This is a genomic window from Sphingomonas sp. RIT328, from assembly GCF_000632225.1.
In the GTDB taxonomy this organism is placed as follows: Bacteria; Pseudomonadota; Alphaproteobacteria; order Sphingomonadales; family Sphingomonadaceae; genus Sphingomonas; species Sphingomonas kyungheensis.
In genome coordinates this window covers 173,970-198,403 of sequence record NZ_JFYV01000012.1, presented here as the reverse complement: position 1 = coordinate 198,403, position 24,434 = coordinate 173,970, and the positions used below count along the sequence as shown (strand labels likewise).

The 24,434-nt window shown below is 68.6% G+C and carries 17 protein-coding genes and 1 tRNA gene; 6 read left to right on the top strand and 12 right to left on the bottom strand.

Annotation, left to right across the window (positions count from 1 at the left end):
- Positions 1-63: 63 nt before the first annotated feature.
- Positions 64-1,704 carry a Na+/H+ antiporter gene (locus BW41_RS07320; RefSeq protein WP_200870376.1) on the top strand — a complete coding sequence of 547 codons (1,641 nt, stop codon included), beginning with the start codon at positions 64-66 and terminating at the stop codon, positions 1,702-1,704.
- 48 nt (positions 1,705-1,752) lie between these two features.
- Here the strand turns inward: BW41_RS07320 and BW41_RS20045 are convergent, their stop codons facing one another.
- Positions 1,753-2,853, bottom strand: coding sequence for a GGDEF domain-containing protein (locus BW41_RS20045; protein ID WP_081792975.1), 1,101 nt, complete (start codon positions 2,851-2,853; stop codon positions 1,753-1,755).
- Between the two features lie 190 nt (positions 2,854-3,043).
- Between BW41_RS20045 and BW41_RS07310 the strand changes: the two genes are divergently transcribed.
- The gene (locus tag BW41_RS07310; RefSeq protein WP_051583322.1) at positions 3,044-5,023 is read left to right on the top strand and encodes a putative bifunctional diguanylate cyclase/phosphodiesterase; all 1,980 of its coding nucleotides are present in this window, start codon (positions 3,044-3,046) and stop codon (positions 5,021-5,023) included.
- Positions 5,024-5,036: 13 nt separating this feature from the next.
- Here BW41_RS07310 and BW41_RS07305 read toward each other — a convergent pair whose 3' ends face one another.
- The 5 genes from BW41_RS07305 to BW41_RS07285 form a co-directional block, all read right to left on the bottom strand.
- Entirely contained in the window at positions 5,037-5,969 is a 933-nt protein-coding gene (locus tag BW41_RS07305) for a crotonase/enoyl-CoA hydratase family protein (RefSeq protein ID WP_081792974.1), read from the bottom strand.
- 113 nt (positions 5,970-6,082) lie between these two features.
- Entirely contained in the window at positions 6,083-8,470 is a 2,388-nt protein-coding gene (locus tag BW41_RS07300) for a TonB-dependent receptor (protein WP_037533285.1), read from the bottom strand.
- A gap of 84 nt (positions 8,471-8,554) precedes the next feature.
- Positions 8,555-8,929 (bottom strand): winged helix-turn-helix domain-containing protein, encoded by a 375-nt coding sequence (locus tag BW41_RS07295; protein ID WP_037532981.1) that lies wholly within the window; start codon positions 8,927-8,929, stop codon positions 8,555-8,557.
- Between the two features lies 1 nt (position 8,930).
- Positions 8,931-9,137 carry a TOBE domain-containing protein gene (locus tag BW41_RS07290; RefSeq protein WP_037532979.1) on the bottom strand — a complete coding sequence of 69 codons (207 nt, stop codon included), beginning with the start codon at positions 9,135-9,137 and terminating at the stop codon, positions 8,931-8,933.
- Between the two features lie 248 nt (positions 9,138-9,385).
- A tRNA-Thr gene (locus BW41_RS07285) sits at positions 9,386-9,461 on the bottom strand.
- A gap of 172 nt (positions 9,462-9,633) precedes the next feature.
- Here BW41_RS07285 and BW41_RS22040 point away from each other — a divergent pair.
- Both BW41_RS22040 and BW41_RS07275 read left to right on the top strand, forming a co-directional pair.
- Positions 9,634-10,518 carry a PAS domain-containing protein gene (locus BW41_RS22040; RefSeq protein WP_037532976.1) on the top strand — a complete coding sequence of 295 codons (885 nt, stop codon included), beginning with the start codon at positions 9,634-9,636 and terminating at the stop codon, positions 10,516-10,518.
- 91 nt (positions 10,519-10,609) lie between these two features.
- Positions 10,610-15,214 carry an NAD-glutamate dehydrogenase gene (locus BW41_RS07275; protein WP_037532973.1) on the top strand — a complete coding sequence of 1,535 codons (4,605 nt, stop codon included), beginning with the start codon at positions 10,610-10,612 and terminating at the stop codon, positions 15,212-15,214.
- A 53-nt stretch (positions 15,215-15,267) separates the two neighbouring features.
- Here the strand turns inward: BW41_RS07275 and BW41_RS07270 are convergent, their stop codons facing one another.
- The 6 genes from BW41_RS07270 to BW41_RS07245 form a co-directional block, all read right to left on the bottom strand.
- Positions 15,268-16,356, bottom strand: a complete 1,089-nt coding sequence (locus BW41_RS07270; RefSeq protein ID WP_037532970.1) for a PepSY-associated TM helix domain-containing protein — start codon at positions 16,354-16,356, stop codon at positions 15,268-15,270.
- Between the two features lie 61 nt (positions 16,357-16,417).
- Positions 16,418-17,101, bottom strand: a complete 684-nt coding sequence (locus BW41_RS07265; RefSeq protein ID WP_037533284.1) for a Fe2+-dependent dioxygenase — start codon at positions 17,099-17,101, stop codon at positions 16,418-16,420.
- Positions 17,095-17,784 (bottom strand): tetratricopeptide repeat protein, encoded by a 690-nt coding sequence (locus BW41_RS07260; protein WP_051583321.1) that lies wholly within the window; start codon positions 17,782-17,784, stop codon positions 17,095-17,097. The genes BW41_RS07265 and BW41_RS07260 overlap by 7 nt, the downstream gene beginning before the upstream one ends.
- Before the next feature lie 19 nt (positions 17,785-17,803).
- The gene (locus tag BW41_RS07255; RefSeq protein ID WP_037532967.1) at positions 17,804-20,254 is read right to left on the bottom strand and encodes a TonB-dependent receptor; all 2,451 of its coding nucleotides are present in this window, start codon (positions 20,252-20,254) and stop codon (positions 17,804-17,806) included.
- Positions 20,255-20,307: 53 nt separating this feature from the next.
- Positions 20,308-20,583, bottom strand: a complete 276-nt coding sequence (locus BW41_RS07250; RefSeq protein WP_037532965.1) for a ribbon-helix-helix domain-containing protein — start codon at positions 20,581-20,583, stop codon at positions 20,308-20,310.
- A gap of 43 nt (positions 20,584-20,626) precedes the next feature.
- Positions 20,627-21,643, bottom strand: a complete 1,017-nt coding sequence (locus BW41_RS07245) for a glycosyltransferase family 2 protein (protein WP_037532964.1) — start codon at positions 21,641-21,643, stop codon at positions 20,627-20,629.
- A gap of 338 nt (positions 21,644-21,981) precedes the next feature.
- Between BW41_RS07245 and sppA the strand changes: the two genes are divergently transcribed.
- Together sppA and BW41_RS07235 are read left to right on the top strand one after the other, a co-directional pair.
- Entirely contained in the window at positions 21,982-23,865 is a 1,884-nt protein-coding gene (gene sppA, locus BW41_RS07240) for a signal peptide peptidase SppA (RefSeq protein WP_037532962.1), read from the top strand.
- Positions 23,866-24,426 (top strand): GNAT family N-acetyltransferase, encoded by a 561-nt coding sequence (locus BW41_RS07235; protein ID WP_037532959.1) that lies wholly within the window; start codon positions 23,866-23,868, stop codon positions 24,424-24,426. It abuts the gene before it with no gap.
- Positions 24,427-24,434: the final 8 nt, after the last annotated feature.

Here is a 24,434-nt window from a genome sequence, read left to right as displayed (position 1 = left end):
GACGGGTTGTCTGACCGCGCGCAGGCCCGATACTGAGCCCTCCCCTCCCCAGAAGGACCCGTGTTGGAAGCCGTATCGATCGTCCTGTTCCTGTTGCTCGCCGTGGTGATGAGCGGCGCCTTGTCGCGGATGCTGCCGGTGGCGGTGCCGACGCCTTTGGTGCAGATCCTGCTCGGTGCGGTGATCGGCCTGTCGACCTCCTACCGGGTCGCGCTCGATCCCGAGCTGTTCCTGCTGCTGTTCCTGCCGCCGTTGCTGTTCCTCGACGGCTGGCGCATCCCCAAGGACGAATTGCTCAAGGACCTGTCGACCGTCGTCGAGCTGGCGCTCGGCCTGGTGCTGCTGACGGTGCTCGGCATGGGCGTGTTCATCCACTGGATGATCCCGGCGATGCCGCTCGCGGTCGCCTTCGCGCTCGCCGCGGTGGTGTCGCCGACCGATCCGATCGCGGTGTCGGCGATCGCCGCGCGCGTGCCGATCCCCAAGCGGATGATGCACATCCTGGAGGGTGAATCGCTGCTCAACGATGCCTCCGGCCTGGTCTGCCTGCGTTTCGCGATCGCCGCGGCGCTGACCGGCACCTTCTCGCCGACCGCGGCGGCGACGAGCTTCCTGTGGGTTGCGGGCGGCGGGCTGGCGATCGGCGTCGGCGTCACCCTGGTGGTGACGCGGATCAAGGCGTGGGTGTCGCGACGCTTCGGCGAGGAGCCGGGGTCGCAGATCCTCGTCAGCCTGCTGATCCCCTTCGGCTGCTATCTGCTCGCGGAGCATCTGGAAGCCTCGGGCATCCTCGCCGCGGTGGCGGCGGGCATCACCATGACCTTCGCGGAGATTTCGCGGCAGGCACTGGCGACGACGCGGATGCGCCGTCATTCGGTGTGGGACACGATCCAGTTTGCGCTCAACGGCATCATCTTCGTGCTGCTCGGCGAGCAATTGCCCGGCATCCTGGCCGGCGCGCGCGCGACCGTGCTGCTGACCGGGCATCACGATGCGGGCTGGCTCGGCCTCTACGTGCTGGCGATCGTCGCCGGGCTGGCGCTGCTGCGGTTCGGCTGGGTGTGGGTATCGCTGCGGCTGACGCTGCTGCGCCGGCAGCGGACGAGCGAGGCGACGCTGCACAGCCCGAGCTGGCGGCTGGTCGCGGCAATGTCGCTTGCCGGCGTACGCGGCGCGATCACGCTGGCGGGCGTGCTGACCATCCCGCTGATGCTGACCGACGGCAGTCCCTTTCCGGCCCGCGATCTCGCCATCTTCCTCGCCGCGGGGGTCATCATCGTCTCGTTGGTGCTGGCCAGCATCGCCCTGCCGATCCTGCTCAACGGCCTGACCATGCCGGCCGAACCCTCGCGCCAGGCGGAGGAGGATGCGGCCCGCGTCGCTGCGGCGGAGGCGGCGATCATGGCGATCGAACGCGCGCAGCACGCGCTCGCCGAACGCGACGGCCATGCCGATGTCTATGCCGCGGCGGGAACGCGGGTCATGGACGTGTATCGCGAGCGGATCGAGAGCCGCAGCAAGGGCGCGCGCGTCGCGGCGGCGGCGCGACGGCAGGACCAGCTCGAACGCGACTTCCGCCTCGCCGGGATCAAGGCGGAGCGCGCCACGGTGGTCGCCCAGGTGCGCGAACGCGCGATCGGCAGCGCGACCGCGCAGAAGCTGATGCGCGAGCTCGACCTGCTGGAGGCCCGATACCAGAATTGACGCGCGGCGGGTGCGGATCGTCGGCGACCTGACGTGTCGGGGCTCGCGCTAGCGGCTCGGGGTGTCCGCCCGCCCGATGCCGCCGCCATTCTGCTTGGCCTGATAGAGCGCGGCATCGGCGCGCGCGACGAGTTCGTCGAGGTCGCTCGCGCCGCCATCGGCGGTGACGAAGCCGAGGCTGACGCCGATCTCGATCTGATGCGCGTTGATCTGATAGGGCGCCATGATCCGGCGGACGAGCGTGCGGGCGAACTGGTCCGCCTCGCTGGCGGTGCGCACGTCGGACTGGAGGATGACGAATTCGTCGCCGCCGACGCGCGCCGCCGTGTCGTGCGGATGCAGCACCGACCGGACGCGGTCGCCGACCGCGGCGAGCAGCGCGTCTCCGGTCGGGTGGCCGTAGTGATCGTTGACCGGCTTGAACGCATCGAGGTCGATGCAATGGATCGCGATGTCGCGGGCGGCGCGCGGGCGGCTGACGAACGCCTCGCGCAGCCCGAGCCGGTTGGGAAGAAGGGTCAGCGGATCGACGCGCGCCAGCGCCGCCATCGCCTGACGGGTGATGATCTGCTGCCGGGTCGCCCGGTAGAGGTGGCGGATGCTCTGCATCGCGGCGAGCATGAAGCAAAGCAGCGCGACGGCGAGCAGCCGGTACGCGCTATTGTCATGCTGCGCCGCGGCGGCGGCGATCGGCAAGGCGCTGCCCACGAGGCAGGCGGCGGCGAGCCACGGCCGGATCGAGGTATGCGCGACCAGACCCGAGCAATAGCCGAACAGCAATCCCATCGCGAGCATCTGCAACAGCACCGCATCGAACGTGAAGGCGCGGGCGCCGAGCAGGCCGAGGGCGAGCGCGGTGCCGAGGCTGAGGACGGCGAAGGCCTGCGCCCAGCCGGAATGCGCCTCTGCCGCCTCTCCGGCCCAGACGTGGTGCGCCGCGATCAACGCCAGCTTGGCGAGCAGGCAGGCGACGGCGACACTAAGCGCCGCCGTGGCGAGGCGATCGGAAAGCTCCCAGGCGATCCGTCCGCCGAGCGCGGCGAGGATCGCGCCCATCGCCGCATTGGGCAAGGCGGTGGCAAACAGAGCGTGACGCAGCTCGTTCCGCACCGATTCGGTAGCAGCACCGCGGGGGGAAGGCATGGTCATGATCGTGACGTACCGTCGTCCACCAAAAAAATATATTAAACTTGATACGGGTCTTTTCCGCTCGGCAAGCAAACTCCGCGGGCGAAAGTATGTCAGTTACGGACATGAAAGATTGCCGGCGGTGCGATTAGCCGCGGTCGGCGCCGATTTGTTCGCTACTTCTATACCATCTTGGGCGCATGGTCGCTGCATGACCGGCCTAATCTTCCGCTTGCGACGGCTGCGCCATTCGGATCAGGCGATCGCCGCCGCGGTGCGCGAAACCCTGGTCGAATCGCTCTATGCCTCGCCACAGTCGCTGGTGATCGGTGCGCTAACCAGCAGCGCGATCGTCGGCATCGTCGCGGCGGTGAGCCGTGCGCCAGTGCTGATCGCCTGCGCCGTCGCGGTGACGATGCTCGCTGCGATCCGCATCGCCGATGCGGTGCGGCTGTATCGCCGCACCGCGACGCTGTCGCTGCCGAGCGGCGTGTGGGCGCGGCGGCAGGAGCTGATCTACCGCCTCGGCGCGCTCGGCTATTCGGCGCTGCTCGGCGGCTTTGCGATGCTGACCCTCGTCCAGAGCGACAATGGCGTGCTCCACCTGCTCGCGGTGACGATGTCGATCGGCTATGCCGCCGGCATCGCCGGGCGCAACGCCGGGCGGCCGTGGATCGCGCTCGCGCAATTATGCTTCGCGTCGTTGCCGATCGCGATCGGGCTGATTGCCTCGTTCGATCCGCTCAAGATCGCGCTGGCGGTGGTGATCCTGTTGTTCATCGTCGCGATGATGGACATCACGCTTCAGACCTATGGCGTCATCCTCAAGGCGACGGTGGCGTCGCGCGAGAAAGCGGCGCTCGCCGAACATCATGCCGCGATGGCACGACGCGACGACCTGACCGGCGTCGCCAATCGCACCGCCTTTCGCGAACAGTTCGAGACTCGGTTGCAGCGGCTGGCCCAGGGCGACCGGCGCCTGGCGATCCTCTGGATGGACCTCGACCGATTCAAGGAGATCAACGATTCGTTCGGCCATCTCGCCGGCAATGCGCTGCTCGCCGGGGTCGCGCGGCGGCTGGACACGGCCTTTGCGGAAGAAGGTATCGTCGCGCGGCTCGGCGGCGACGAATTCGCGGTGGTCTGTGCGGTCGCGCAGGATGACGAGGCGCTCGCGCTCGGGCGGCAGATCCTCGACCTGGTGTCGCGTCCGGTCGAGCACGGCGGGCGGATGCTCCATGTCGCCGCCTCGCTCGGCATCGCCATCGCCCCCGCCGACGGCAGCGACGCGGATACGTTGCTCAAGAACGCCGATCTCGCGCTGTATCGCGCCAAGGATGGAGGGCGGGGACAGATGTGCCTCTACGAACCGTTGATGGACGAGAAGATCGAACGCAGCCGCACGCTCGCCGCCGAGATGCAGGACGCGCTCGAACGCGGGGAATTCCACCTCGTCTTCCAGCCGATCTACGACCTGTCGGGGCAGCGCATCCTGTCCTGCGAGGCGCTGCTGCGCTGGACGAGCCGCAATTACGGGCCGATCTCGCCCGCGGAGTTCATCCCCATCGCCGAGGACAACGGCCTGATCGTCGCGATCGGCAGCTGGGTGATCCGCGAAGCGTGCCGGCTGGCGAGCCGCTGGCCGGCCGAGGTCAAGATCGCGGTCAACCTGTCGCCGATCCAGTTGCGCGCGCACAATCTGCCGAGCGTCATCGTCGGCGCGCTCGCCGCAAGCGGGTTCGCCGCCGACCGGCTCGAACTCGAAGTCACCGAATCGGTGCTGCTCGAAGATGTCGAGGCCTCGCTTGCCGCGCTCGACGCGATCAACCGGCTGCACGTCCGCACCACGCTCGACGATTTCGGCACCGGCTATTCGTCGCTGAGCTATCTCACCCGCTTCCCGTTCCAGACGCTCAAGATCGACCGGTCGTTCATCGCCGACCTCGAACAGAATCCGGCGTCGGTGGCGATCGTCCAGACGGTGATCGACCTCGCCGCCAAGCTCGGCATGCGCACCGTCGCCGAGGGGGTGGAGACGCAGGCGCAGCTCGATCAGCTGCGGCGGACGCGGTGCGATGCGGTGCAGGGCTTCCTCCTCGCACGTCCGATCCCCGCCGAGCAGGTCACGGCGCTGTTCGCCGAGGCGGCGGGGGGTCGCGACGAAGGGGTCAGGGCGCAGGCGCGGCCCTGACCCGCGCCCGCGCCTAGACCGCGGCCTTGTCGCGCAGCCGGGACTGCGCACCGACGAGCCGGCGCATCAGCTTGAGGTCGGTGTCGGTGAGCCGCAACGCCGCGTCCGCCCACAGATCGACCACCGCCTCCAGCTCGGCGAGGTCGAGCGGGTTGACCGAACGCGATGCCTCGTAGATCGCGCAATGGCCGCTGTGCCGCCGCCGGTTCTGGCGGATATAGGTCTCGACCTCCGCCCTGCCCTGTCCCGGCGCGGCGAGGCCGTGGACGATGCCGAGGTCGTACAATTCCTCGGCGCTGTACGACCGGCCGCTGAGGATCATCTGCTCGGCCCGCGCTGAGCCGAGCCGCCGCGACAGGAAGCAATGCGCGCCCATGCCGGGAAACAGCCCGAAGTTGGTCTCGGGCAGGCCGAAATAGGTGCCGCGTTCGGCGATGACGACGTTGAACGACAGCAACGCCTCGAACCCGCCGCCGAGCGCGTCGCCCTCGACCAGGCCGATGGTGATGATCGGCCGGTCGAGGCTGCGCATGTTGCGGTGGAGGATATGGACGCAGGCCCGGCCGTAGCGGACGAGCGCGTCGCGATCGCCGCGGCGGATATGACCGGCGAACAGGTCGAGGTCGCCGCCGAGCGAGAAGACGCCGGGAAAGCGCGAGCCGAGCACCAGGTACCGGATCGGCATCGTCCCCGCGTCATGCGCGGTGATGATATCGTCCTGCCAATGCGCGAAGGCGGCGAGGAGTTCGGGGTTGAAGCTCGGCCGCGTGCGCTGGTCCATATAGGTCCAGAGCGTCCCGGTCGCCGGATCGAAGGCGGTGGCGAGGTCGGTCAGCTCGAACGGTGCCCGCCGCGCCGATCCCTGCGGGACGATCTGGGCGGACGTGGCGCAATCGGCTGCCTTGACGCCCTGGGTTATCGCGACGGGGGGGGATTCGAGGGGCATGACGACGTCCTTCTGCACGTACAGCCTGGCGCTGCGGTGGCATTCTACGTCTGTTTTGCGTCGGTTCAGTGGTTAATTGAACATCAATCCTGTCACATTCGGGGACGCGCGAATCACATCCGGAACCGCACCGTCCCGCCGATCGTGCGCGGATCGCTCGGCGAACCGAGGATCAGTCCGGAATTGCCGGCCTGCACGGTCAGATTCTGGATATAATCCGCATCGAGCAGGTTGCGCGCCCAGACGATCAGCTCGGTACCGTCGGCGAAGCGATAGCCGATATTGGCGTTGGTGAGATTGTACGCGTCGATCGTCGTGTAGCGCGACAGGCTGGGATCGCCGTTATAGCCGCTGCGCGAGGCGGTATCGACATGCACCACGACCGCACCGCGGCCGATCGGATGCGTATAATCCAGCCCGGCGGTGATCGCGAAGCGCGGCAGCGAGGCAAGCCGGCGCCCGGTCAGACTGCACCGCGTCGTCGCGGCGGTCTGCACCTCGAGCGGGCATGGTCCGGCAGGATAATCGGTGTAGCGCCCGTCGGCATAAGCGACATTGGCCCGCGCGCTGAGGCCCGGCAGCAGCAGCGCCGTAACATCGGCCTCGACGCCCTTCACTGTCACCTCGGGTATGTTGGAGAGGTAGCCGCGCAGCTGCACCGTCTGGGTCAGCGAATTCTCGACTACCGTTGCCTGGAAGTCGTGCACCTTGGTGTAGAAGGCATCGAGGTTGAGGATCAGCCGCCGGTCGAACAGATCGTTCTTAAGTCCGACCTCATAGGTTTCGTTACGCTCGGGCCGCACCACGGCGGTGGCGAGCACCGGCTGGTTGCTGTTGTCGAGCGGCAGGCCCGACATGTTGATCCCGCCCGATTTGAAACCGCGCGCATAGCTCGCATAGGCCAGCGTCGCGTCGCTGACCTGCCAGGCGAGATTGCCGCGCCCCGACAGGCTGCCGTCGCTGTCATGCGCCCGATAGCTTTGCGGCCGCAGCACGCCGAGCCGCGCGCTGATCAATGCCGCATTGGTGACGACGGGCCCGCCGGAGACGGTGGTGGCATAGGAGCCGTCCTTGTCCTCCTGCGTGTAGCGCAGGCCGAGCGTCGCGGTCAGCCGCGGGACGATGCGGTAATTGACTTCGCCGAACGTCGCATAGCTGCGGCTGCGAAAATCGGTGCGGCCGTCCTGACCATAGCCGTCGAGCAGATTGGCCGGGACGGCGGTGTTGTTCGCGCCCGTCGTAATGCCGATCAGATAGCGCGCCGCGGCGGGACCATAGATGCTGATCGGCCGGCCGGTGATCCGCTGACGAAAAGCGTAGAGGCCGACGACATAGGACAATGGTCCGGCGCCATTCGAGGCGAGGCGCAACTCCTGGCTGTATTGATCCTGCCGCGACGGGATATGCTGCGAAAGCTGCACCGGCAGGCCGGTATAGTCGCGATCGTTCTCCGCATCCCAGTTCCAGAAGCGCCAGGCGCTGACCGAGGTGAGCGTCGCGAAGCCGAGGTTCCAGTCGGTGATCGCGCTCACCCCGCCCTCGTTGGTGTCGGTGCCGAGCGGACCGTCGATATCGGTGACGCGGTCATAGGGGTTGGTGCTCGCCGGCGTATAGCCGAACTGCGCGGCAAGTCCGGCGGCGCCGCCGAACTGCCGGTTGGCCGCACGCAGCGAGGTGCCGGTGCGCAGATAGACCTGACCGCAGCAATAGGCCTGGAAGTTGGTGAAATCCGCGATGACGCGCATCTGGATCGCGTCATCGGGCTTGAACAGCAACTGGCCGCGGACCGCCTGCGTCCCGAGCGTGTTGGTGTCGCGCCCGGTGCGGATATTGGCGATCACGCCGTCGCGGCGGGTCGATACCACGGACAGGCGATAGGCGACGCTGTCGCTGATCGGCCCGGAGACCCAGCCCTTGGCCTGGACGAGGTCGTGACTGCCATAGGATAGTTCGGCGAAGCCTTCGCGGGTGAAGCTCGGCGCGCGCGTCGTGATGTTGATCGCGCCGGCGGTGGTGTTCTTGCCGAACAGCGTGCCTTGCGGGCCGCGCAACTCCTCGACCTGCGCAATGTCGGCGAAGTCGAAGGCGGCGGTGGCGGGACGCGCATGATAGACCTGGTCGACGTAGAAGCCGACGCCGGATTCGAGCCCGTCATTGGCCTGACTCACCGCCACCACGCTCGAACCGAGGCCGCGGATGGTGAAGGCGGTGTTGCGCGGATTGGCCGAGCTGTAATTGAGGCTGGGGATCAGCGTCGTCAGCCCCTGCGTGTTGACCGTATAGCTCCGGTCGAGCAGCGCACCGCCGACCACAGACAGCGCCGCGGGAACGCGCTGCTCCTCCTCCGCACGACGCCGGGCGGTGACGATGACCGGGGCGATGCCGTCATCGGCCGTCTCGACCCGCGTCGGATCGCCAGCGGTGGTGGTCTGCGCGGCGAGCGGCGTGGCCAGCGCCGGTACAACGATCGTCGCCAGCAAGCCGGCCAACCTTCTCGACATCGTCACGCACCCCTTTGGCGCGGACACTCCGCGCTCTCTATATCGGGCCGTATATCGACGATGTATTCGTGCGTATATAGAGGTTTATTCGGGCGGCGGCAGCGGCTCGGTGCGCAACAGATCGCGTAGCTGATGATAAGCGGAATGGTCGGCGAGCGTCGCCGCCTGCGCCTCGAGCGCGAGATAGGCCGCGATCACCGCCGCGCCGGTTTCGGTGATGCGCGCACCACGCTCCTGCCCGCCGCCGCGCAGCGTCTCGACCACCGGCGGATCGAAGCAGCGGTTCATTTCGTCGACCAGCATCCAGGCGCGCCTATAGCTCATCCCCATCGCGCGCGCCGCCGCGGAGATCGAGCCATGCGTCCCGATCGCGGCGAGCAGCTCCGCCTTGCCCGGGCCGAGCGCGAGGGCATCGCCACAGGCCAGCTGCAGCTTTACCCAGAGCGGGCCGAGCTTCATCTCACTTGCCGATCATCACGTCGCTCGCCTTGACGATGACGGTGACCGTATCGCCGATCGCAAGACCGAGGTCGGCGATCGCCTCTTCGGTGATATTGGCGGTGACGATCGTGCCGTTGCCGATGTCGACCTTGATCGCGCCGTTGACCGCTCCCGGCGTGATCGCCGTGACGGTACCGGCGATCTGATTGCGTGCGCTGATTTTCATGGCGGATCCTGCAAGGGTGGTGCGGGCCACGCTACAGCGTTCGATCGAAGGCGGAAACCCGGGACTGGCGGTCGCCCCCGCCGCCCCGTCGGTCAGACCTGTTCGACGCGGAACCGGAAGACGTGCCGCTCGCCGTTGGCCTCGACCGCGAGCGCGACGAATTCGCCGATACGCTTTGGAAACATGCCGATGCACGCTCCCTCGTCGCACGATGGGAGGGAGACATATCGTTAGCCGGTGATGTTTGATGGTGCCGCTTACAGGACTCGAACCTGTGACCCCCGCATTACGAATGCGATGCTCTACCAGCTGAGCTAAAGCGGCACGGGGTGAAGCGACGCGAAGCGCCGTTCGGGGGTGCGCCTAACAGGTCGCATCGCGGCTGACAAGCATCGTCGCGAAGCGAAATTGCTGATCGGCGGCTTTACGACCCGTTTACCACGGAGCGTGCACAAGCGTCGCGACGGGGGCTGGCCCGGCGAAGGAAGGTATGCTCATGGGTATCGCGCGCGGCTATGAGGACGAGCGGGTCGATGGTGACGGCACGATCGATTCGGCCGTCGGCCAGGGTGGCGATGAGGGCGGCGTCGATGAAGGCGGCGTCGGCGATGCGCTGTTCGATCTCGGCGGCGACGAGCGGCGGATGCACGTGCGCGCTTACAATCACTGGGTGTCGCTGCTGAAAGGCCGCCCCTATCCCGGCATCGCCGATCTCCACCCCGAAAGCATCGACGATTTCGGGCCGCACAGCGTGCTGATCGACTTCACCGGCGGCAGCGACGATGCGACCATCGCCTTCCTCGGGCAGGCGCTGCGCGAGGAATGCGGGCTCGACACCGCCATCGTCCGCGTCGCCGACGTGCCCGGGCGCTCGCTGCTGTCGCGGCTGACCGATCACTATTTGCAGATCATCGCGAATCGCGCGCCGATCGGGTTCGAAGCGGAGTTCGTCGGCACGCGCGGCCGGACGACCCTGTATCGCGGCATCCTCATGCCCTTTTCGTCCGACGGCGACGTGATCGACTTCATCTACGGCGTGATCAACTGGAAGGAGATGGTCGACGACGCGACGCAGGCGACGCTCGACGCGGAGCTCGATGCCGCGGTGCGCGCCGCGCCGCGCCCGCCGATCGCGACGCCGGCCTGGGCGGATGGCCCGAGCGGCGGTTTCGACAGCCCGCGCGACGCCGGGGGACGCGGCCACCGCGCCCGCGCCGCGTGGCGGACGCTGCCGGCGCTCGCCTCGGTCGCACTGCCCGCGAGCGATGCCGAATTCGTCGTGCTGCTCGCACGGACGCGCGCCGACGGGACGCTCGATGTGATTCGCCGCTTCGATGATGCGGCGGCGGTCGAGGCGATCGCGGACGCGACCGCCGACTGATCGCCCTGCCCGCATGAATATTGCTTGACCGCGTAATTTTTGCACTGCGGCAAGCCTTGAGGTCCGCGACCCGCGGGAGCATAGGCGATTCATGGCCGACCATAATCAGACCATGGCCGAGGCGCTTGCCGCCCGGCTGACCAAGGGCGCGCTACCGGGAGAGCTGACGGGCTTCGGCGATGCCGAACGCGCCGCCGCCGCCGCGTTCGTCGCGCAGACCGCCGCGCAGCGCCTGCCGGGCACACCGGCGATCGCGCTCGAACCGCTGCCGTCGGACGACGTCCGCCGCCGGATGCGACTCGCGATCGTCAACGACGACATGCCCTTCCTGGTCGATTCGATCGCAGCGTCGATCGGCGAGCAGGACCTCGACATCGATCGCGTCATCCACCCGGTGGTGCGGGTGACGCGCGACGCCGATGGCGTGATGACCGATATCGGCGGTGCCGGCGCACCCGAATCGATGATCTATATCGAGCTGGAACGCGCCGACGCGCGCGACCGGCGCGGGCTGGTCGAGGAGCTGACCGCGGTGCTCGCCGACGTGCGGGCGGCGGTGACCGACTGGCCGCTGCTCCAGCGCGCGATGGCGCGCGACGAGGCGGCGTTGCCGCAGGGCGAAGGCGCGGCGCTGCTGCAATGGTTCCTCGACGGCCAGTTCACGCTGCTCGGCCATCAACTGTGGCGGCGCGACGGCAGCGCCGGTGACGCGCTCGGCATCGCCCGCCATCCGCACCAGACGCCGATGCTCGCCGAGGCGAGCCGCGCGCTGGCGATCGAATGGTTCGAGGCAGGCAATGACGCGCCGCTGCTGCTCAAGTCGAGCCTGATCTCGACGGTGCATCGCGCCGTGCCGCTCGATCTGGTGATCGTGCCGATCGGCAGCGACGGCACGGTCGAAGGCCTGTCGATCCATGCCGGACTGTGGACCAGCGCCGCGCTCAGCGTGCGGCCGCGCGACGTGCCGGTGCTGCGCGCCCGACTCGCCGCGCTCGAGGCGAAATTCGGCTTCGATCCCAAGGGGCATACCGGCAAGGCGCTGACCCATGCGCTGACCGCGCTGCCGCACGACCTCGTCGTCGCTTTCCCGGCGCCGGCGCTGGAAGAGGTGGTGCTGACCGCGATGAGCCTCGCCGACCGGCCGCGGCCGGCGCTGGTGCTGGTGCGATCGGCGCTGGGGCGGCACATGTTCGCCTTCGCCTGGCTGCCGCGCGACGACCTGACCACCGCGCGTCGCGTGCAGATCGCGCAGATGCTGAGCGAGGCGTCGAACGGCGTCGTGCTCAACTGGTCGATCAGCCTCGACGACGGCGTCGTCGCCCTGCTGCGCTATACGATCGACCTGCGCGGCGACGGCCGCATGCCGGAGACCGAGCCGCTCGCCGAGCGCCTGCGCCGGATGGTGCGCGGCTGGGTGTCGGACGTCGAGGCGGCGCTGGCCGAGCAATTGCCCGCGGCGCGTGCGGCGCGGCTGGCGCTGCGCTGGGCCAATGCCTTCCCCGCCAATTACCGCAACGTCAGCACCGCGAGCGAGGCCGCCGCCGACATCCTGCGCATCGCGACGCTCGACGATCCCGCGGCGCGCTCGGTGCGCATCTTCCCGGCAGTGCCCGGTGAGGACCGGCGGCTCAAGATCTACAAGCTCGGCGGCGCGCTCGCGCTGTCCGACGCGGTGCCGGTGCTGGAGAATTTCGGCTTCCGCGTGATCGGCGAACTGCCGACGCGGCTGCGCGAGGACGCCAATACCTTCGTCCACGAATTCGTCGTCGAGATCGACGCGACCGCCGAGGCGCAGGACGCCGCGGTGCTGGAGGGCGCGATCGCCGCGGCGCTGGAAGGCGCGGCGGAAAACGACGCGTTCAACCGGCTGATCGTCGATGTCGGGCTGGCGCCGCAATCGGTGGTGCTGCTGCGCGCCTGGTTCCGCTATCTGCGGCAGGCGGGGCTGCCCTATGGCCTGACCACGGTGGTCGATGCGTTGCGGCGGGCGCCCAAGCTGACCAAGGCGCTGATCGCCCGCTTCGCCGCGGCGCATGACCCGGCCGTTGCCGGCGACGTCGCCGCGGCGGACGAGGTGATCGAGCGCGGACTCGATGCGGTGTCGGCGATCGACGACGATCGCATCCTGCGCGCCTATCGCAACCTGATCGCCGCCTGCCTGCGTACCAATGCCTTCGCTCCCGCCGCGGCAGAAGCGCTGGCGTTCAAGCTCGACAGCCACCTCATCCCCGGCCTGCCCGCGCCAGTGCCGTGGCGCGAGGTCTGGGTCTATTCGCCGCGCGTCGAGGGCATCCATCTGCGCGCCGGCCCGGTCGCGCGCGGCGGCCTGCGCTGGTCCGACCGGCGCGACGATTTCCGCACCGAGATTCTCGGGCTGATGAAGGCGCAGCGCGTCAAGAACGCCGTCATCGTGCCGACCGGCGCCAAGGGCGGTTTCTATCCCAAGCAGCTCCCCTCCCCCGCGCTCGACCGCGACGCGTGGCTGGCCGAGGGGACGGAGAGCTATCGGATCTTCATCCGCTCTTTGCTGTCGATCACCGACAATATCGTCGAAGGCCGCGTCGTCCATCCGGCCGGCGTCCGCGTGCTCGACGGCGAGGACCCCTATTTCGTCGTCGCCGCCGACAAGGGCACCGCGACGTTCAGCGACGTCGCCAATGCGCTGGCGCTGGAGCGCGACTTCTGGCTCGGCGACGCCTTCGCCAGCGGCGGCAGCGTCGGCTACGATCATAAGGCGATGGGCATCACCGCCAAGGGTGCCTGGGTTTCGGTCCAGCGGCATTTCGCCGAGCGTGGCGTCGACGTGCAGAGCCAGCCGATCACCGTCGTCGGCTGCGGAGACATGTCGGGCGACGTGTTCGGCAACGGCATGCTGCTGTCCAAGGCGTTGAAGATCGTCGCGGCGTTCGACCATCGCCATATCTTCCTCGATCCCGATCCCGACCCGGCGGCGAGCTGGGAGGAGCGTGCGCGCATGTTCGCGCTGCCGCGGTCGAGCTGGGCGGATTATGACGCGGCGCTGATCAGCGAAGGCGGCGGCGTCTGGGCGCGCAGCGAAAAGGTGATCAAGCTGTCGCCGCAGGTCCAGGCGGCGCTCGGCGTCACCGCGACGCAGCTGGATCCGGCCGCGCTCATTTCGGCGATCCTCAAGGCCCCTGCCGACCTGCTCTGGTTCGGCGGCATCGGCACCTATGTGAAGGCGGCGGCGGAGAACAACGTCGCGGTCGGCGATCCGGCCAACGACCGGTTGCGCGTCAATGCCGAGGAATTGCGCGTCACCGCGATCGGCGAGGGCGCCAATCTGGGCGTGACGCAGGCGGCACGCATCGCCTTCTCGACCCGCGGCGGGCGGATCAACACCGACTTCATCGACAATTCGGCCGGCGTCGATTGTTCGGACAATGAGGTCAACATCAAGATCGCGCTCAACCGCGAGATGAACGAAGGCCGGCTCGGCTTCGAGGAGCGCAACACGCTGCTCGCCAGCATGACCGACGATGTCGCGCACCTCGTACTCGAGGACAATCGCCTGCAGACGCTGGCGCTGTCGATCGCCGAGGCGGACGGTGCGGCGGCGATCCCGAGCTACGTCCGCGTCATCGAGATCTTCGAAGCCAGCGGCCGGCTCGACCGCGCCGTCGAAGGGCTCGCCGCCAACGAGGATCTGCTGCGCCGTGGCCAGGAGGGCCAGGGCCTGACGCGTCCGGAGCTCGCGGTGCTGCTCGCCACCGCCAAGCTGGCGTTGCAGGACGGGATCGAACATGCGTCGCTGGCGATGGCGCCCGAACTCGCGCCCTATCTGCACGGCGCCTTCCCGCCGGCGATGCAGCGCGACTTCGCGCAGGCGATCGACACGCACCGGCTGCGCGGGCAGATCGTCGCGACCAAGCTCGCCAATCGCATCGTCAACCGGCTCGGCATCCTGTCGCCGTTCGAACTCGCCGAAGAAGAGGGCGCGGCGATCGCCGATATCGCAGCGATGTTCGTCGTCGCCGAACGCATCTTCGGGCTCGACGCCTTGTGGGCGGAGATCGAACGCGCCGCGATCAGCGAGGGCGCGCGCATCGCGCTGTTCAACGAGGTGGCGGTGGCGACGCGTTCGCATATCGCCGATCTGCTGCGCGCGTCGGCGCCGGGAACCTTGCCGGGGGCGGTGCTCGACCGGCTCGGCAGCGGCGTCGCGCAGCTCGAACGGCAGACTGCCTCGCTGCTGCTCGAGGAAGCCAGTGCGCAGAGCGCGCGCATCGCCGCGCAGCTGGAAGCGGCGGGTGCCCCGACCGATCTCGCGCAGCGGGTGGTGCGCCTGTTCGACCTCGACGGCGCGGTCGGTCTGGCGGCATTGGGCGAACAGCTCGGTTTCGACGAGATCGAACTGACGCGGGCGTTCACGCATCTCGGTCAGGCGCTCGGGCTCGACTGGGCGCAGGCGACCGCGGCGCGGATCGTGTCGAGCGATCCGTGGGAGCGGCTGCTGCTCGCCGGCCTCGCCCGCGATTTCCAGCAGCAACGGCTGGAGTTCCTCGCCCGCAACGGCGGCGGCGATCCGCGCGGCGCGGTCACCGCCTGGCTCACCGCCAATGCGGCGCGTGTCGGCCAGTTCAAGGCGGTGATCGATCGCGCCCGCCATGCGGCACAGCCCAATGCGGCGATGCTCGCGCAGATCGCGGGTCAGGCGCGGGTGCTGCTCGGCCGCTGACGCTGATCCAAGGGGGCTTCCGCGACCGGTTTCGATCGCGGAAGTCCCCTTTGTCACCGCGTCGCGGTGCGACCGCCGCGAGCCGAGGCGGCCTTGCTGCGCCATTCGCGGGCGCGCCACCACATGATGATCCCGGTCACCGCCAGCACCGCCGGTGCGATGCCGCCGAGGAAGATCACGATCTGCCAGACGATCCCCATCCCGCCGCCGTCGTGGAGGCGACGCATCGTCCGCGCCAGCCCGCCCGGCCGCCGCGCCGGCGCCGCGACCGCGACGCCATTGTCGTCGGCGATCTTGACCACCTGTCCGTTCGCGTAGGTCACCGTCCAGTCGGCGCTGGCGCTGGTCGGCCAGGCGATGCTGCGCAACGCGCCGCGCCGGACGCTGGCCGCCCGCGCCACGACGAGGTCGAGCGGCTGGCCCGGTTCGGCGAGGGGCACCGCGCGCTGGCCGCCGCGATCCGGCCCGCCGCGACCGCCGCCGAACACGCCGGGGAAGCTGATCCACACGCCGGTCAACGACAGGACGAACAGCGGCAGGGCGATCCAGAAGCCGATCATATGGTGGAGATTGCTGTCGGTATTGCGATGCCGCCGCCAGCGCAGGCCGCGCGACCATGATCCGACCGTCGGCCACCACAGCCACAGGCCGGTCATGCTCGACAGCAGCATCGCGACGCCGATCCAGCCGACGATGGTGCGGCCGAGGCCGGGTATCTGCAAGCTGCCGTGGAGGATGTGGAGAAAGCGCACCAGCCCCGCCTGGCTGCCCGCGACGTCAAGTACGCGCGCGGTCGGCGGATCGAGGTAGATCATCGTCCGCGGCAGCGGGCCGCGGCGGCCGGGATCGGCGCTCGCCGGCGCGGCGGCGACCGTGATCGGGCCATGCCCCTCCGGCAGGCTGAGCTGCGCGATCCGCTCGCCCGGCCTGAGCGCCGCGCGCGCTGCGTCGGCATAGACGTCGGGGGTGCGCTGCGTCGTCCCGCTGATCTGGTAGCGCGCCGGATTGACGATCCGGTCGAGCGCGTCGTGCCAGACCAGGGCCGCGCCGGAGAGCGACAGCGGGATGATCAGGATCGCGAGGATCAGCCCGATCCATTTGTGGATCTGGAACCACGTCCTGCGCCAGGCCAGTTTCGTCATCGCTTGCTCCACCAGGGGTCGGGCGCGGCGTGGCATGGCGCCCCGCGCACGGTCAACCGGCTCAGACCTGCGCCCAGCGGCGCAGGAGATTGTGATAGACGCCGGTCAGTTGCACCACCGCCGGGTCCCCTGCCCCGAGCGACGCCGCCGCCGCCTGCACGCCCGCGTCGAGATCGAACAACAGCCGCCGCGCGCCATCGTCGCGCACCATCGATTCGATCCAGAAGAAGGAAGCGACACGGCAGCCGCGCGTCACCGGCGTGACATGGTGCAGGCTGGAGGCGGGATAGACGACGCAATGCCCGGCGGGCAGCTTGATGCGCTGCGGACCGAAGCGATCCTCGATCACCAGCTCGCCGCCGTCGTAATCGGCGGGGTCGCTGAGGAAGAGGGTCGCGGACAGATCGGCGCGGATGCGGAAATCGCTGCCGCGGCGGATGCGGATCGCGGCATCGACATGCGTCGCGAAGGTCGCGCCCTCGGCATAGCGGTTGAACAGCGGCGGAAAGACCTTGAGCGGCAGCGCCGCGGCGACGAACAGCGGCGCGGCGGCAAGCGCATCGAGGATCAGCGCGCCGCTCTCGCGCGCCGCCGGACTGTCTTCGGGCAATTGCTCGTTGCGCTTGGCGAGCGCCGACTGATGGCCCGAGGTCGCATTGCCGTCGATCCACTCGGCCGCGTCGATCCGCGCGCGCAGACGGGCGACCGCGGCGGCGTCGAGCAGATCGGGGATGGCGATCAGCATGGCCATTCCCGTGCCACCGCCGCGGGGCCACGGCTGCGCAGCGCCGGATAGGGGCAGTCCGCCAGCCAGCCGCGCATCTGCGCGACGAAGCGTGCATGGCCCGTCGCCGTCGCGCGTTCGATCCAGAGAAGGGCCTCATCCATCCGGCCTGCTTGTGCCAGCATCCGTGCGTGGTTGAAACAGCCTCGGAAATCACCGCCGGCGGCGGCGCGACGGTAGCAGTCCGCGGCCTTGGCCATGTCCTGCGGATGGACCCAGCCGTCCTCGGCGAAGCTGCCGACGAAGTTGATCGCCTTGGCATTGCCCAGGACTGCCGCGCGTTCGAGCCAGCCGAGCGCCGCCGGCCGATCCGGGTCGACACCCTCGCCGAGCGCGAGCAGGGTTGCGTAATTGTACATCGCCCAGTCGAGCCCGCGTTCGGCGGCGACACGATAGCAGGCCGCGGCGCGCGCCTTGTCGACCGCCGTGCCCCAGCCGAGATCGTAGCAGCGCCCGACCATGTTGAGCGCCATCAGATGCTGCTGCGCCGCCGCGCGGGTGAACCAGGCGAGCGCCGCGCCCTCGTCCCTATCGACGCCATTGCCGTCGAGCAGCAGCTGGCCGAGCATCGCCTGTGCCTCGGCCAGCCCCGCCTCCGCCGCGCGGCGGATCAAGGCGGCATCCGCTGCGGTGATCGCGGTCACAGCCGCACGCCGCGAAGCATCAGAACCGCAGCCCGAGCGTGCCGAACACCGTCCGCCCCGCCGCGACCTGCGCGAAATGCGTGGTGTAGAGCTGCGTGTAATAGACCTTGTCGGTCAGGTTCTGCGCGTTGACGCTGATGTCGACCCGATCGGTCAGCTTGACACTGGCGCGGGCGTCGAAGCGCCAATAGGCCGGCGCCTCGCGCACGACGAGCTTGGTCGCGACCAGCCGCGTCGCGCTGCGGTCGTCGGAATAGCCGGCGATCTGCCTGCCCATATAGATGGCGGTGCCGCCGAGCTCGAGCCGGTGCCACAGGCTGACGTTGCTGGTCGCGGTGAAGCTGTTGCGCGTCGTCTGCGGCATCTGCCGGCCGGTGTTGACCGAAGGGACGGCGACGGTGCCGAATACCGTCGACCCGCCGTCGATCACCTTCGGGTCGAGATGCGTATAGCCGCCGAAGATCGTCCAGCCCGGAAGGATCGTGCCGGTCGCGCCGAGTTCGATGCCGCGGATGCGCGATTCGCCGATGAATTCGACGGTGTTGTTGGGACCGGTAACGCGGGCATTGTCGATCTGCGTCTGGAAGGCGGCGGCGGTGAGCAGCAGCTTCTCGCCGAGCAGCGTCGCCTTGGCGCCGACCTCGTAGGATTTGGTCTTCTGCGGCTTGAGCAGGTCGAGGATCGCCGCGGTCTGCGCCGTGGTCGGCAGCGCATTGTCCTCGCGCCCCTCGCCGAGCAGGCTGTTGGGCGGCGTCGCCGCGGTGGCGTAGCTGGCGTAGAGGCTGGTGTCGGGCGTCGGCTTGAAGACCAGGCCCGCCTGCCAGTTGAACAGGCTGTCGGTCCGCCGGAACCGCACCCCCGCGGTGCCGGGCAGCCGCGTCGTCGAGGCGAACCGATCGTAGCGCGCGCCGAGGTTGAGGATCAGCTGCGGCACGAGCGTGATCGAATCGAACGCATAGAGCGCCCGCGTATTGGCATCGTTCTGCGTCTCGCCGGCAAGGCCGATGCGCGCGACCGGCAGAACGTTGGTCGCGGTGTCGCTGGCATAAGCGACCCAGGGGTCGTTGGGATCGGGCGAGAACAGCGTCGTGCAATAGCTCCGCGCGAGCGTGGCGGTGTTGCAGCGCGGCGTGATCGTGCTGCCCGAGGCGAGGATCGCCGTCCCGGCCGCGTTGAACAGACCCGGCGTCACATAGGTGCCGCGTCGCGCCTGCTCCCAGCTCAGCTCCGCGCCCGCAGCGACGCTATGCACGATGCTGCCGGTGTGGAACTGGCCGTAGAGGTCGGTCTGATTGACGATGCTCTGGGTATAGCCGTAGCGCGTGTTGGTGCGGCGCCAGACGTAGCCGCCGCTGGTGCGATCGCCGCGCAGCCCGGCCGCGCCGGTCGTCGGATCGGACGCCGCGGTGCCATAGACGTTGCCCTGGCTGTCGTCGGGCATCGACATGATGTAATTCTGCTCGCTGCGGGTGAAGCGCGCGGTGTTGCGCAGCGTGATCCCGCCGAAATCATGTTCGGCGCGCACCGTCGCCTGATGCGTGTAGCTGTCGCGGAAGTCGCGGCCGGTCAGCCCGTAGAAGACCGACCGGTCGACATAGCCCGTGGTGCCGCCCGCGGTGGTGATCGTGCCAAGCGCCGGGCGCGAGGCGATCGTCCCCGTCCCAGGCGCATTGCCGATCGTGTAGAGATAGGGGATGCCCGCATCGGGCAGCTCGTGGCTTTCCAGATAATAATAGCTCACCGTCAGCCGCGTTGGCGTGCCGAGCCCGAGCGACAGCGACGGCGCGACACCCCAGCGGCGCGCATAGAGCGCATCGCGACCGGCGATATCCTGATCATGCCACAGCCCTTCGATCCGGAACGCCGCCATCGCGCCGAGCCGCAGATTGACGTCGGCGGTGACGCGCTTGAAGTCGGCATTGCCATAGCTGCCGGAGATGCTGCCGAAGTCGTCGAGTTGCGGCAGCTTGGAGATGATGTTGATCGTGCCGCCCGCCGAACCGCGACCGCCGAGCGTCGAATCGGAGCCGCGGACGATCTGGATCGTCTCGGTGGCGAAGACTTCGCGGCTTTGCGCGCCGAGGTCGCGGACGCCGTCGACATAGATGCTGCCCTGCGTATCGAAGCCGCGGATGAACGGCCGGTCGCCGAGCGGATTGCCGCCCTCCGCCGCGCCGAAGGTGATGCCCGGCACGGTGCGCAGGGCATCCTGCAGGCTGACCGATCCGGTCTGCTGGATCACCTCCTTGGGAATGAGCACAATCGAGCGCGGCGTATCGAGCACCGGCGCGACCGCCTTGGGATCGTCGCTGCGCCGGAGGCGCTCGCCGGTGACGAGGATGTCGTCGTCGCGGCGCTGGTCGGGATCGCCGGCGACCGGCATCCTGGGCAGATCGTCCGCATAGGCGGGCAAGGTATGGAACGCTCCGACACATGACAGAGCCAGAAACGAGACCGACGATTTCGACATGAAGCCCCCTTATTTTGGGAACTCGCTATTGAGAGTCGTTCGCACTGTCAACGTTAATGCGTGGCATTCTCAACATTGGCGCTGCCGGCGAAGGCGAACAGCCAGGTCCGCAACGCGCTGGCCAGATTGGGCGGATCGTTGGCGGCGATGCGCAGCACGTCGATCTCGGCGACCAGCGCCGACAGCGGCAGCGCGCGCGCCTGCGCCGCCGTCTCGAGCGCCGTCCAGAAGACGGGCTCGAGACTGATCGAGGTCGGGTGGCCGGCGATCGTCATCGATCGTTTGACGGGCCCGTCGAACCCGGACGGCGGCGGCTGGATCGGCGGCATAGCGCCTTGTCGCGCGACCGCCCGCCACCGGCAAGCCCCCGCCTCAGGCGGGCTGGCCGACCGCGGCGCACAGCTGTTCGAGCAGCCGCCGCGATTCGCGCACCTCGGTCTCCAGCGTGGTCAGGCGACCGTCGAGATGATGGTCGTTGCCGGACAATTCGCGGTGCGAGGCGATCTGGATCGACTGGACCTGGCCACGGACATGCTCCGCGTTCTTCAGCAGATTGACGACGAGCCCGAGCTGGGTCGGATCGCGATCGAACAGCGCGCGCAACAGGCCGTTGCGATAGAGGATGTCATAAGTGTGATAGATCGGCTGCCATTCGGTGATGGTGTTGGCGTAATCGCCGGCATCCGCCGTGATGCGCAGGTGATAATTGGCCAGCGCGTCGGGCAGCAGCGCGATGTCGGCGATCTGCAGGCCGCGCATGATCAGATCCCAGTCGTCGTAGATCGGCAAATGCGGATTGAGGAAACCGATATGATTGACGACGCTGCGCCGCCACAGCAGCGCGATCGGCGGAATGCGCGGCGTCCGGATGACTTCGAGGAAGTCGAGCACGGAGCCGTCATAGCCGTCGACCAACGCCTCGCGCAGTTCGACATGGCTGCCGTCGAACACCTCGCCGATCTTGTTCCATTTGGTCAGCACGCCGCCGAAACGGCGGTTCTCCGGCGCGAGCAGATGGCCGGTGCAGCGGGCCAGATAGGTTTCGTCCCAGCTGTCGTCGTCGTCATGCGCCGCAACGAAGGCGGCGGTACCGAGCGTCATGCCGCGATTGGCCGCGGCGGCCATGCCGAGGCTGTCCGGATGATGCACGACGGTGACGCGGCCGGCGAGCTCGTCGGCGAAGGTGGCGACGAGCTGGTCGACCGGCGCGGGATCGCCGCCGTCGTTGATCAGGTACAGGTTCCACTGGCGATGCTGTTGATTGACGACGCTGCTCAGCGCGCGGCCGAGCAGCGCCGGACGGTTCTTGGTGCGCATGACGATGTCGACGCTGTCATCGCTGCGATCGTCGCGCAGCTTCGCCATGCTGTTGGGGAAGATATGGGTCATGGACGTGGCCGGATCCTTCGAACGGGTCTCCGTATCATAGGAACGAGAGTGCCGTTGCACGTCGCGCCCTGCACAATTGGCTGCCGGGCGGCGTCGATGGCATGGCAGGCATCAGGAGAGTGCCTCGGACGGCAAGCTTCGCTCGATCGCCTCTCACGGATCACCAAGAGGCGTGACGCGCCGGCACCGCCGCGACGCGGAACAGGGAGATCCTCCCCCGCCACTCCTTCCGCATGATAGCGGCACCCGCCGCCACTCCTGTATTGCCACGCTAATACGGACCGTTGCGTGCCGCCTCCGGCTGTTCTAGCGCTGGTCGGCAACACAAGGAGCATCGGGTGAAGCTGGTTCGGGGCGCATGGAAGCTGCTGGTGGCGATCAAGGACGGATTGGTCCTGATCGCGATGCTGTTGTTCTTCGGCCTGCTGTTCGCGGCGCTCAACGCGCGGCCGGGATCGAAGGCGATCGTGCCGGGCGCGCTGGTGCTCGACCTCAAGGGGACGATCGTCGAACAGCCGGAGGAGCAGACGCCGTTCGCCGCCTTCTCCGGCCGGGCGATGCCGCGCGAATATCGCGCGCGCGACGTGCTGCGCGCGATCGACACGGCGCGCACCGATGACCGCGTCAAGGCGCTGGTGCTCGACCTCGACAGCTTCGCCGGCGGCTATCCCGCGACGCTCAACGAGGTGGCCGAGGCGATCCGCCGCTTCCGCGACACCAAGAAGCCGGTGCTCGCTTATGCCACCGCTTATACCGACGCGGGCTATCGCCTCGCCGCCAATGCCAGCGAAATCTGGGTCAATCCGCTCGGCGGCACGATCTTCACCGGGCCGGGCGGCAACCAGCTCTACTATAAGGGGCTGATCGACAAGCTCGGCGTCACCACGCACGTCTATCGCGTCGGCAAGTTCAAGAGCTTCGTCGAACCCTATACCCGCGCCGACCAGAGCCCGGAGGCACGCGAGGCGAGCCAGCAGCTGCTCGGCGCCTTGTTCGGCCAGTGGCGCGAGGCGATCGCCAAGGCGCGGCCCAAGGCGCAGGTCGCGCAATTCCTCGCCAGCCCCGACCGGATGATCGTCGCCGCCAACGGCGATATCGCCAAGGCCAATCTGTCCGCCGGCATCGTCGACATGCTCGGCGACCGCATCGCCTTCGGCCGCCGCGTCGCCACTTTGGTCGGCAGCGACACGAACAAGCCCGTCGGCACTTTCAACACGATCAAATATGATGCCTGGGTCGGCGCCAATCCGCTCGCCAAGACCGGTGACAATATCGGCGTGGTGACGATCGCCGGCGACATCGTCGACGGCGAAGGCGGCCCCGGCAGTGCGCACGGCGACACGATCGCCAAGCTGATCCTCGACGGGCTCGCCAAGAAGAACCTCAAGGCGCTGGTCGTGCGCGTCGATTCGCCGGGCGGATCGGTGCTCGCCTCCGAGCGTATCCGCCTCGCCATCCTGGAGGCGAAGAAGAAGGGGCTGCCGGTCGTCGTTTCGATGGGCGGGCTCGCCGCATCGGGCGGCTATTGGGTGTCGACGCCGGGCGACGTGATCTTCGCCGAGCCGGGGACGATCACCGGCTCGATCGGAATCTTCGGCATCATCCCGACCTTCGAGAAGACGCTCGCCAAGATCGGCATCACCGCCGACGGGGTGAAATCGACGCCGCTGTCGGGCCAGCCCGACGTCTATGCCGGCACGACGCCGCAGCTCGACACCATCCTGCAGGCGGGGATCGAGAACGGCTATCGCCAGTTCCTCGCGCGCGTCGCCCAGTCGCGCGGCATGACGCCGCAGCGCGTCGATGCGATCGCGCAGGGCCGGGTGTGGGACGGCGGCACGGCGCGCCAGCTCCACCTCGTCGACCGGTTCGGCACCCTGCAGGACGCGGTCGGCGAGGCGGCGAAACGTGCCAAGCTCGATCCGGCCAAGGTCCATGCCGAATATCTCGAGAAGGAGCCGAGCGTCGCGGCACAGCTCGCCGCGAGCTTCGCCGATCGCGACGACGACGACGCGACCGAGCAGGCCGGCGGCGACGTCTTCGCGCGGATCGCGGCCGAGCGGCGCGGGCTGCTCGCCCAGGCGATCGGCGACGTGCGCCGGCTGGCGAGCGCCGGATCGGTCCAGGCGCGCTGCCTCGAATGCGGCGGGCTCGGGCCGAGCGACAGCGGCGCGGCAGATGCGCGGCTGCTCGACCTGATCCTCGCCCGCGTCGGACTGTAGATGATCGCGCTGCGACCGGCGACGGGCGACGATGCCGCGGCGATCGCGGCGATCTATGCCCCGCACGTCCTCGCCGGCACCGTGTCGTTCGAGGTCGAGGCGCCCGATCCGCAAACGATGCAGGCGCGGATGGCGCGCGCCGACGGGCTCTATCCGTGGATCGTCGCGACCACAGGCGCGGATCAGGGCGGCGTGCTCGGCTATGCCTATGCCACGCGCTTCTCGGAACGCGATGCCTATCGCTGGGCGGTCGAAACGACCATCTACGTCGCCGATGTCGCGCAGCGGCAGGGCGTCGGCCGGCTGCTCTACCAAGGGCTGATCCACACGCTGCGCGCGCAGGGCTTCACCCAGGCGATCGCGCGCATCGCCCTGCCCAACAATGCCTCGATCACCTTGCACGAGCAGGTCGGTTTCCGCCGCGCCGGCGTGTTCCGCGCGATCGGGCACAAGCACGGCCAGTGGATCGACGTCGGCTATTGGCAGTGCATGCTCGCCGAGCCCGCCTCACCCCCGCTCGAACCGCGCCGCTTCACCGACATCGGCGTCCGCCGCAGCTGAGGCGCCGC

Bases quoted from the DNA above. Each gene is read 5' to 3' on its own strand.
- BW41_RS07295 (WP_037532981.1), bottom strand. From the start codon at position 8,929: ATGAAGCTCGGCCCGCTCTGGGTAAAGCTGCAGCTGGCCTGTGGCGAT.
- BW41_RS07265 (WP_037533284.1), bottom strand. From the start codon at position 17,101: ATGCTGATCGCCATCCCCGATCTGCTCGACGCCGCCGCGGTCGCCCGT.
- BW41_RS07310 (WP_051583322.1), top strand. From the start codon at position 3,044: ATGACCGGCCTAATCTTCCGCTTGCGACGGCTGCGCCATTCGGATCAG.
- BW41_RS07250 (WP_037532965.1), bottom strand. From the start codon at position 20,583: ATGCCGCCGATCCAGCCGCCGCCGTCCGGGTTCGACGGGCCCGTCAAA.
- BW41_RS20045 (WP_081792975.1), bottom strand. From the start codon at position 2,853: ATGACCATGCCTTCCCCCCGCGGTGCTGCTACCGAATCGGTGCGGAAC.
- BW41_RS07290 (WP_037532979.1), bottom strand. From the start codon at position 9,137: ATGAAAATCAGCGCACGCAATCAGATCGCCGGTACCGTCACGGCGATC.
- BW41_RS22040 (WP_037532976.1), top strand. From the start codon at position 9,634: ATGGGTATCGCGCGCGGCTATGAGGACGAGCGGGTCGATGGTGACGGC.
- BW41_RS07235 (WP_037532959.1), top strand. From the start codon at position 23,866: ATGATCGCGCTGCGACCGGCGACGGGCGACGATGCCGCGGCGATCGCG.
- BW41_RS07275 (WP_037532973.1), top strand. From the start codon at position 10,610: ATGGCCGACCATAATCAGACCATGGCCGAGGCGCTTGCCGCCCGGCTG.
- BW41_RS07305 (WP_081792974.1), bottom strand. From the start codon at position 5,969: ATGCCCCTCGAATCCCCCCCCGTCGCGATAACCCAGGGCGTCAAGGCA.
- BW41_RS07270 (WP_037532970.1), bottom strand. From the start codon at position 16,356: ATGACGAAACTGGCCTGGCGCAGGACGTGGTTCCAGATCCACAAATGG.
- BW41_RS07245 (WP_037532964.1), bottom strand. From the start codon at position 21,643: ATGACCCATATCTTCCCCAACAGCATGGCGAAGCTGCGCGACGATCGC.
- BW41_RS07300 (WP_037533285.1), bottom strand. From the start codon at position 8,470: ATGTCGAGAAGGTTGGCCGGCTTGCTGGCGACGATCGTTGTACCGGCG.
- BW41_RS07255 (WP_037532967.1), bottom strand. From the start codon at position 20,254: ATGTCGAAATCGTCGGTCTCGTTTCTGGCTCTGTCATGTGTCGGAGCG.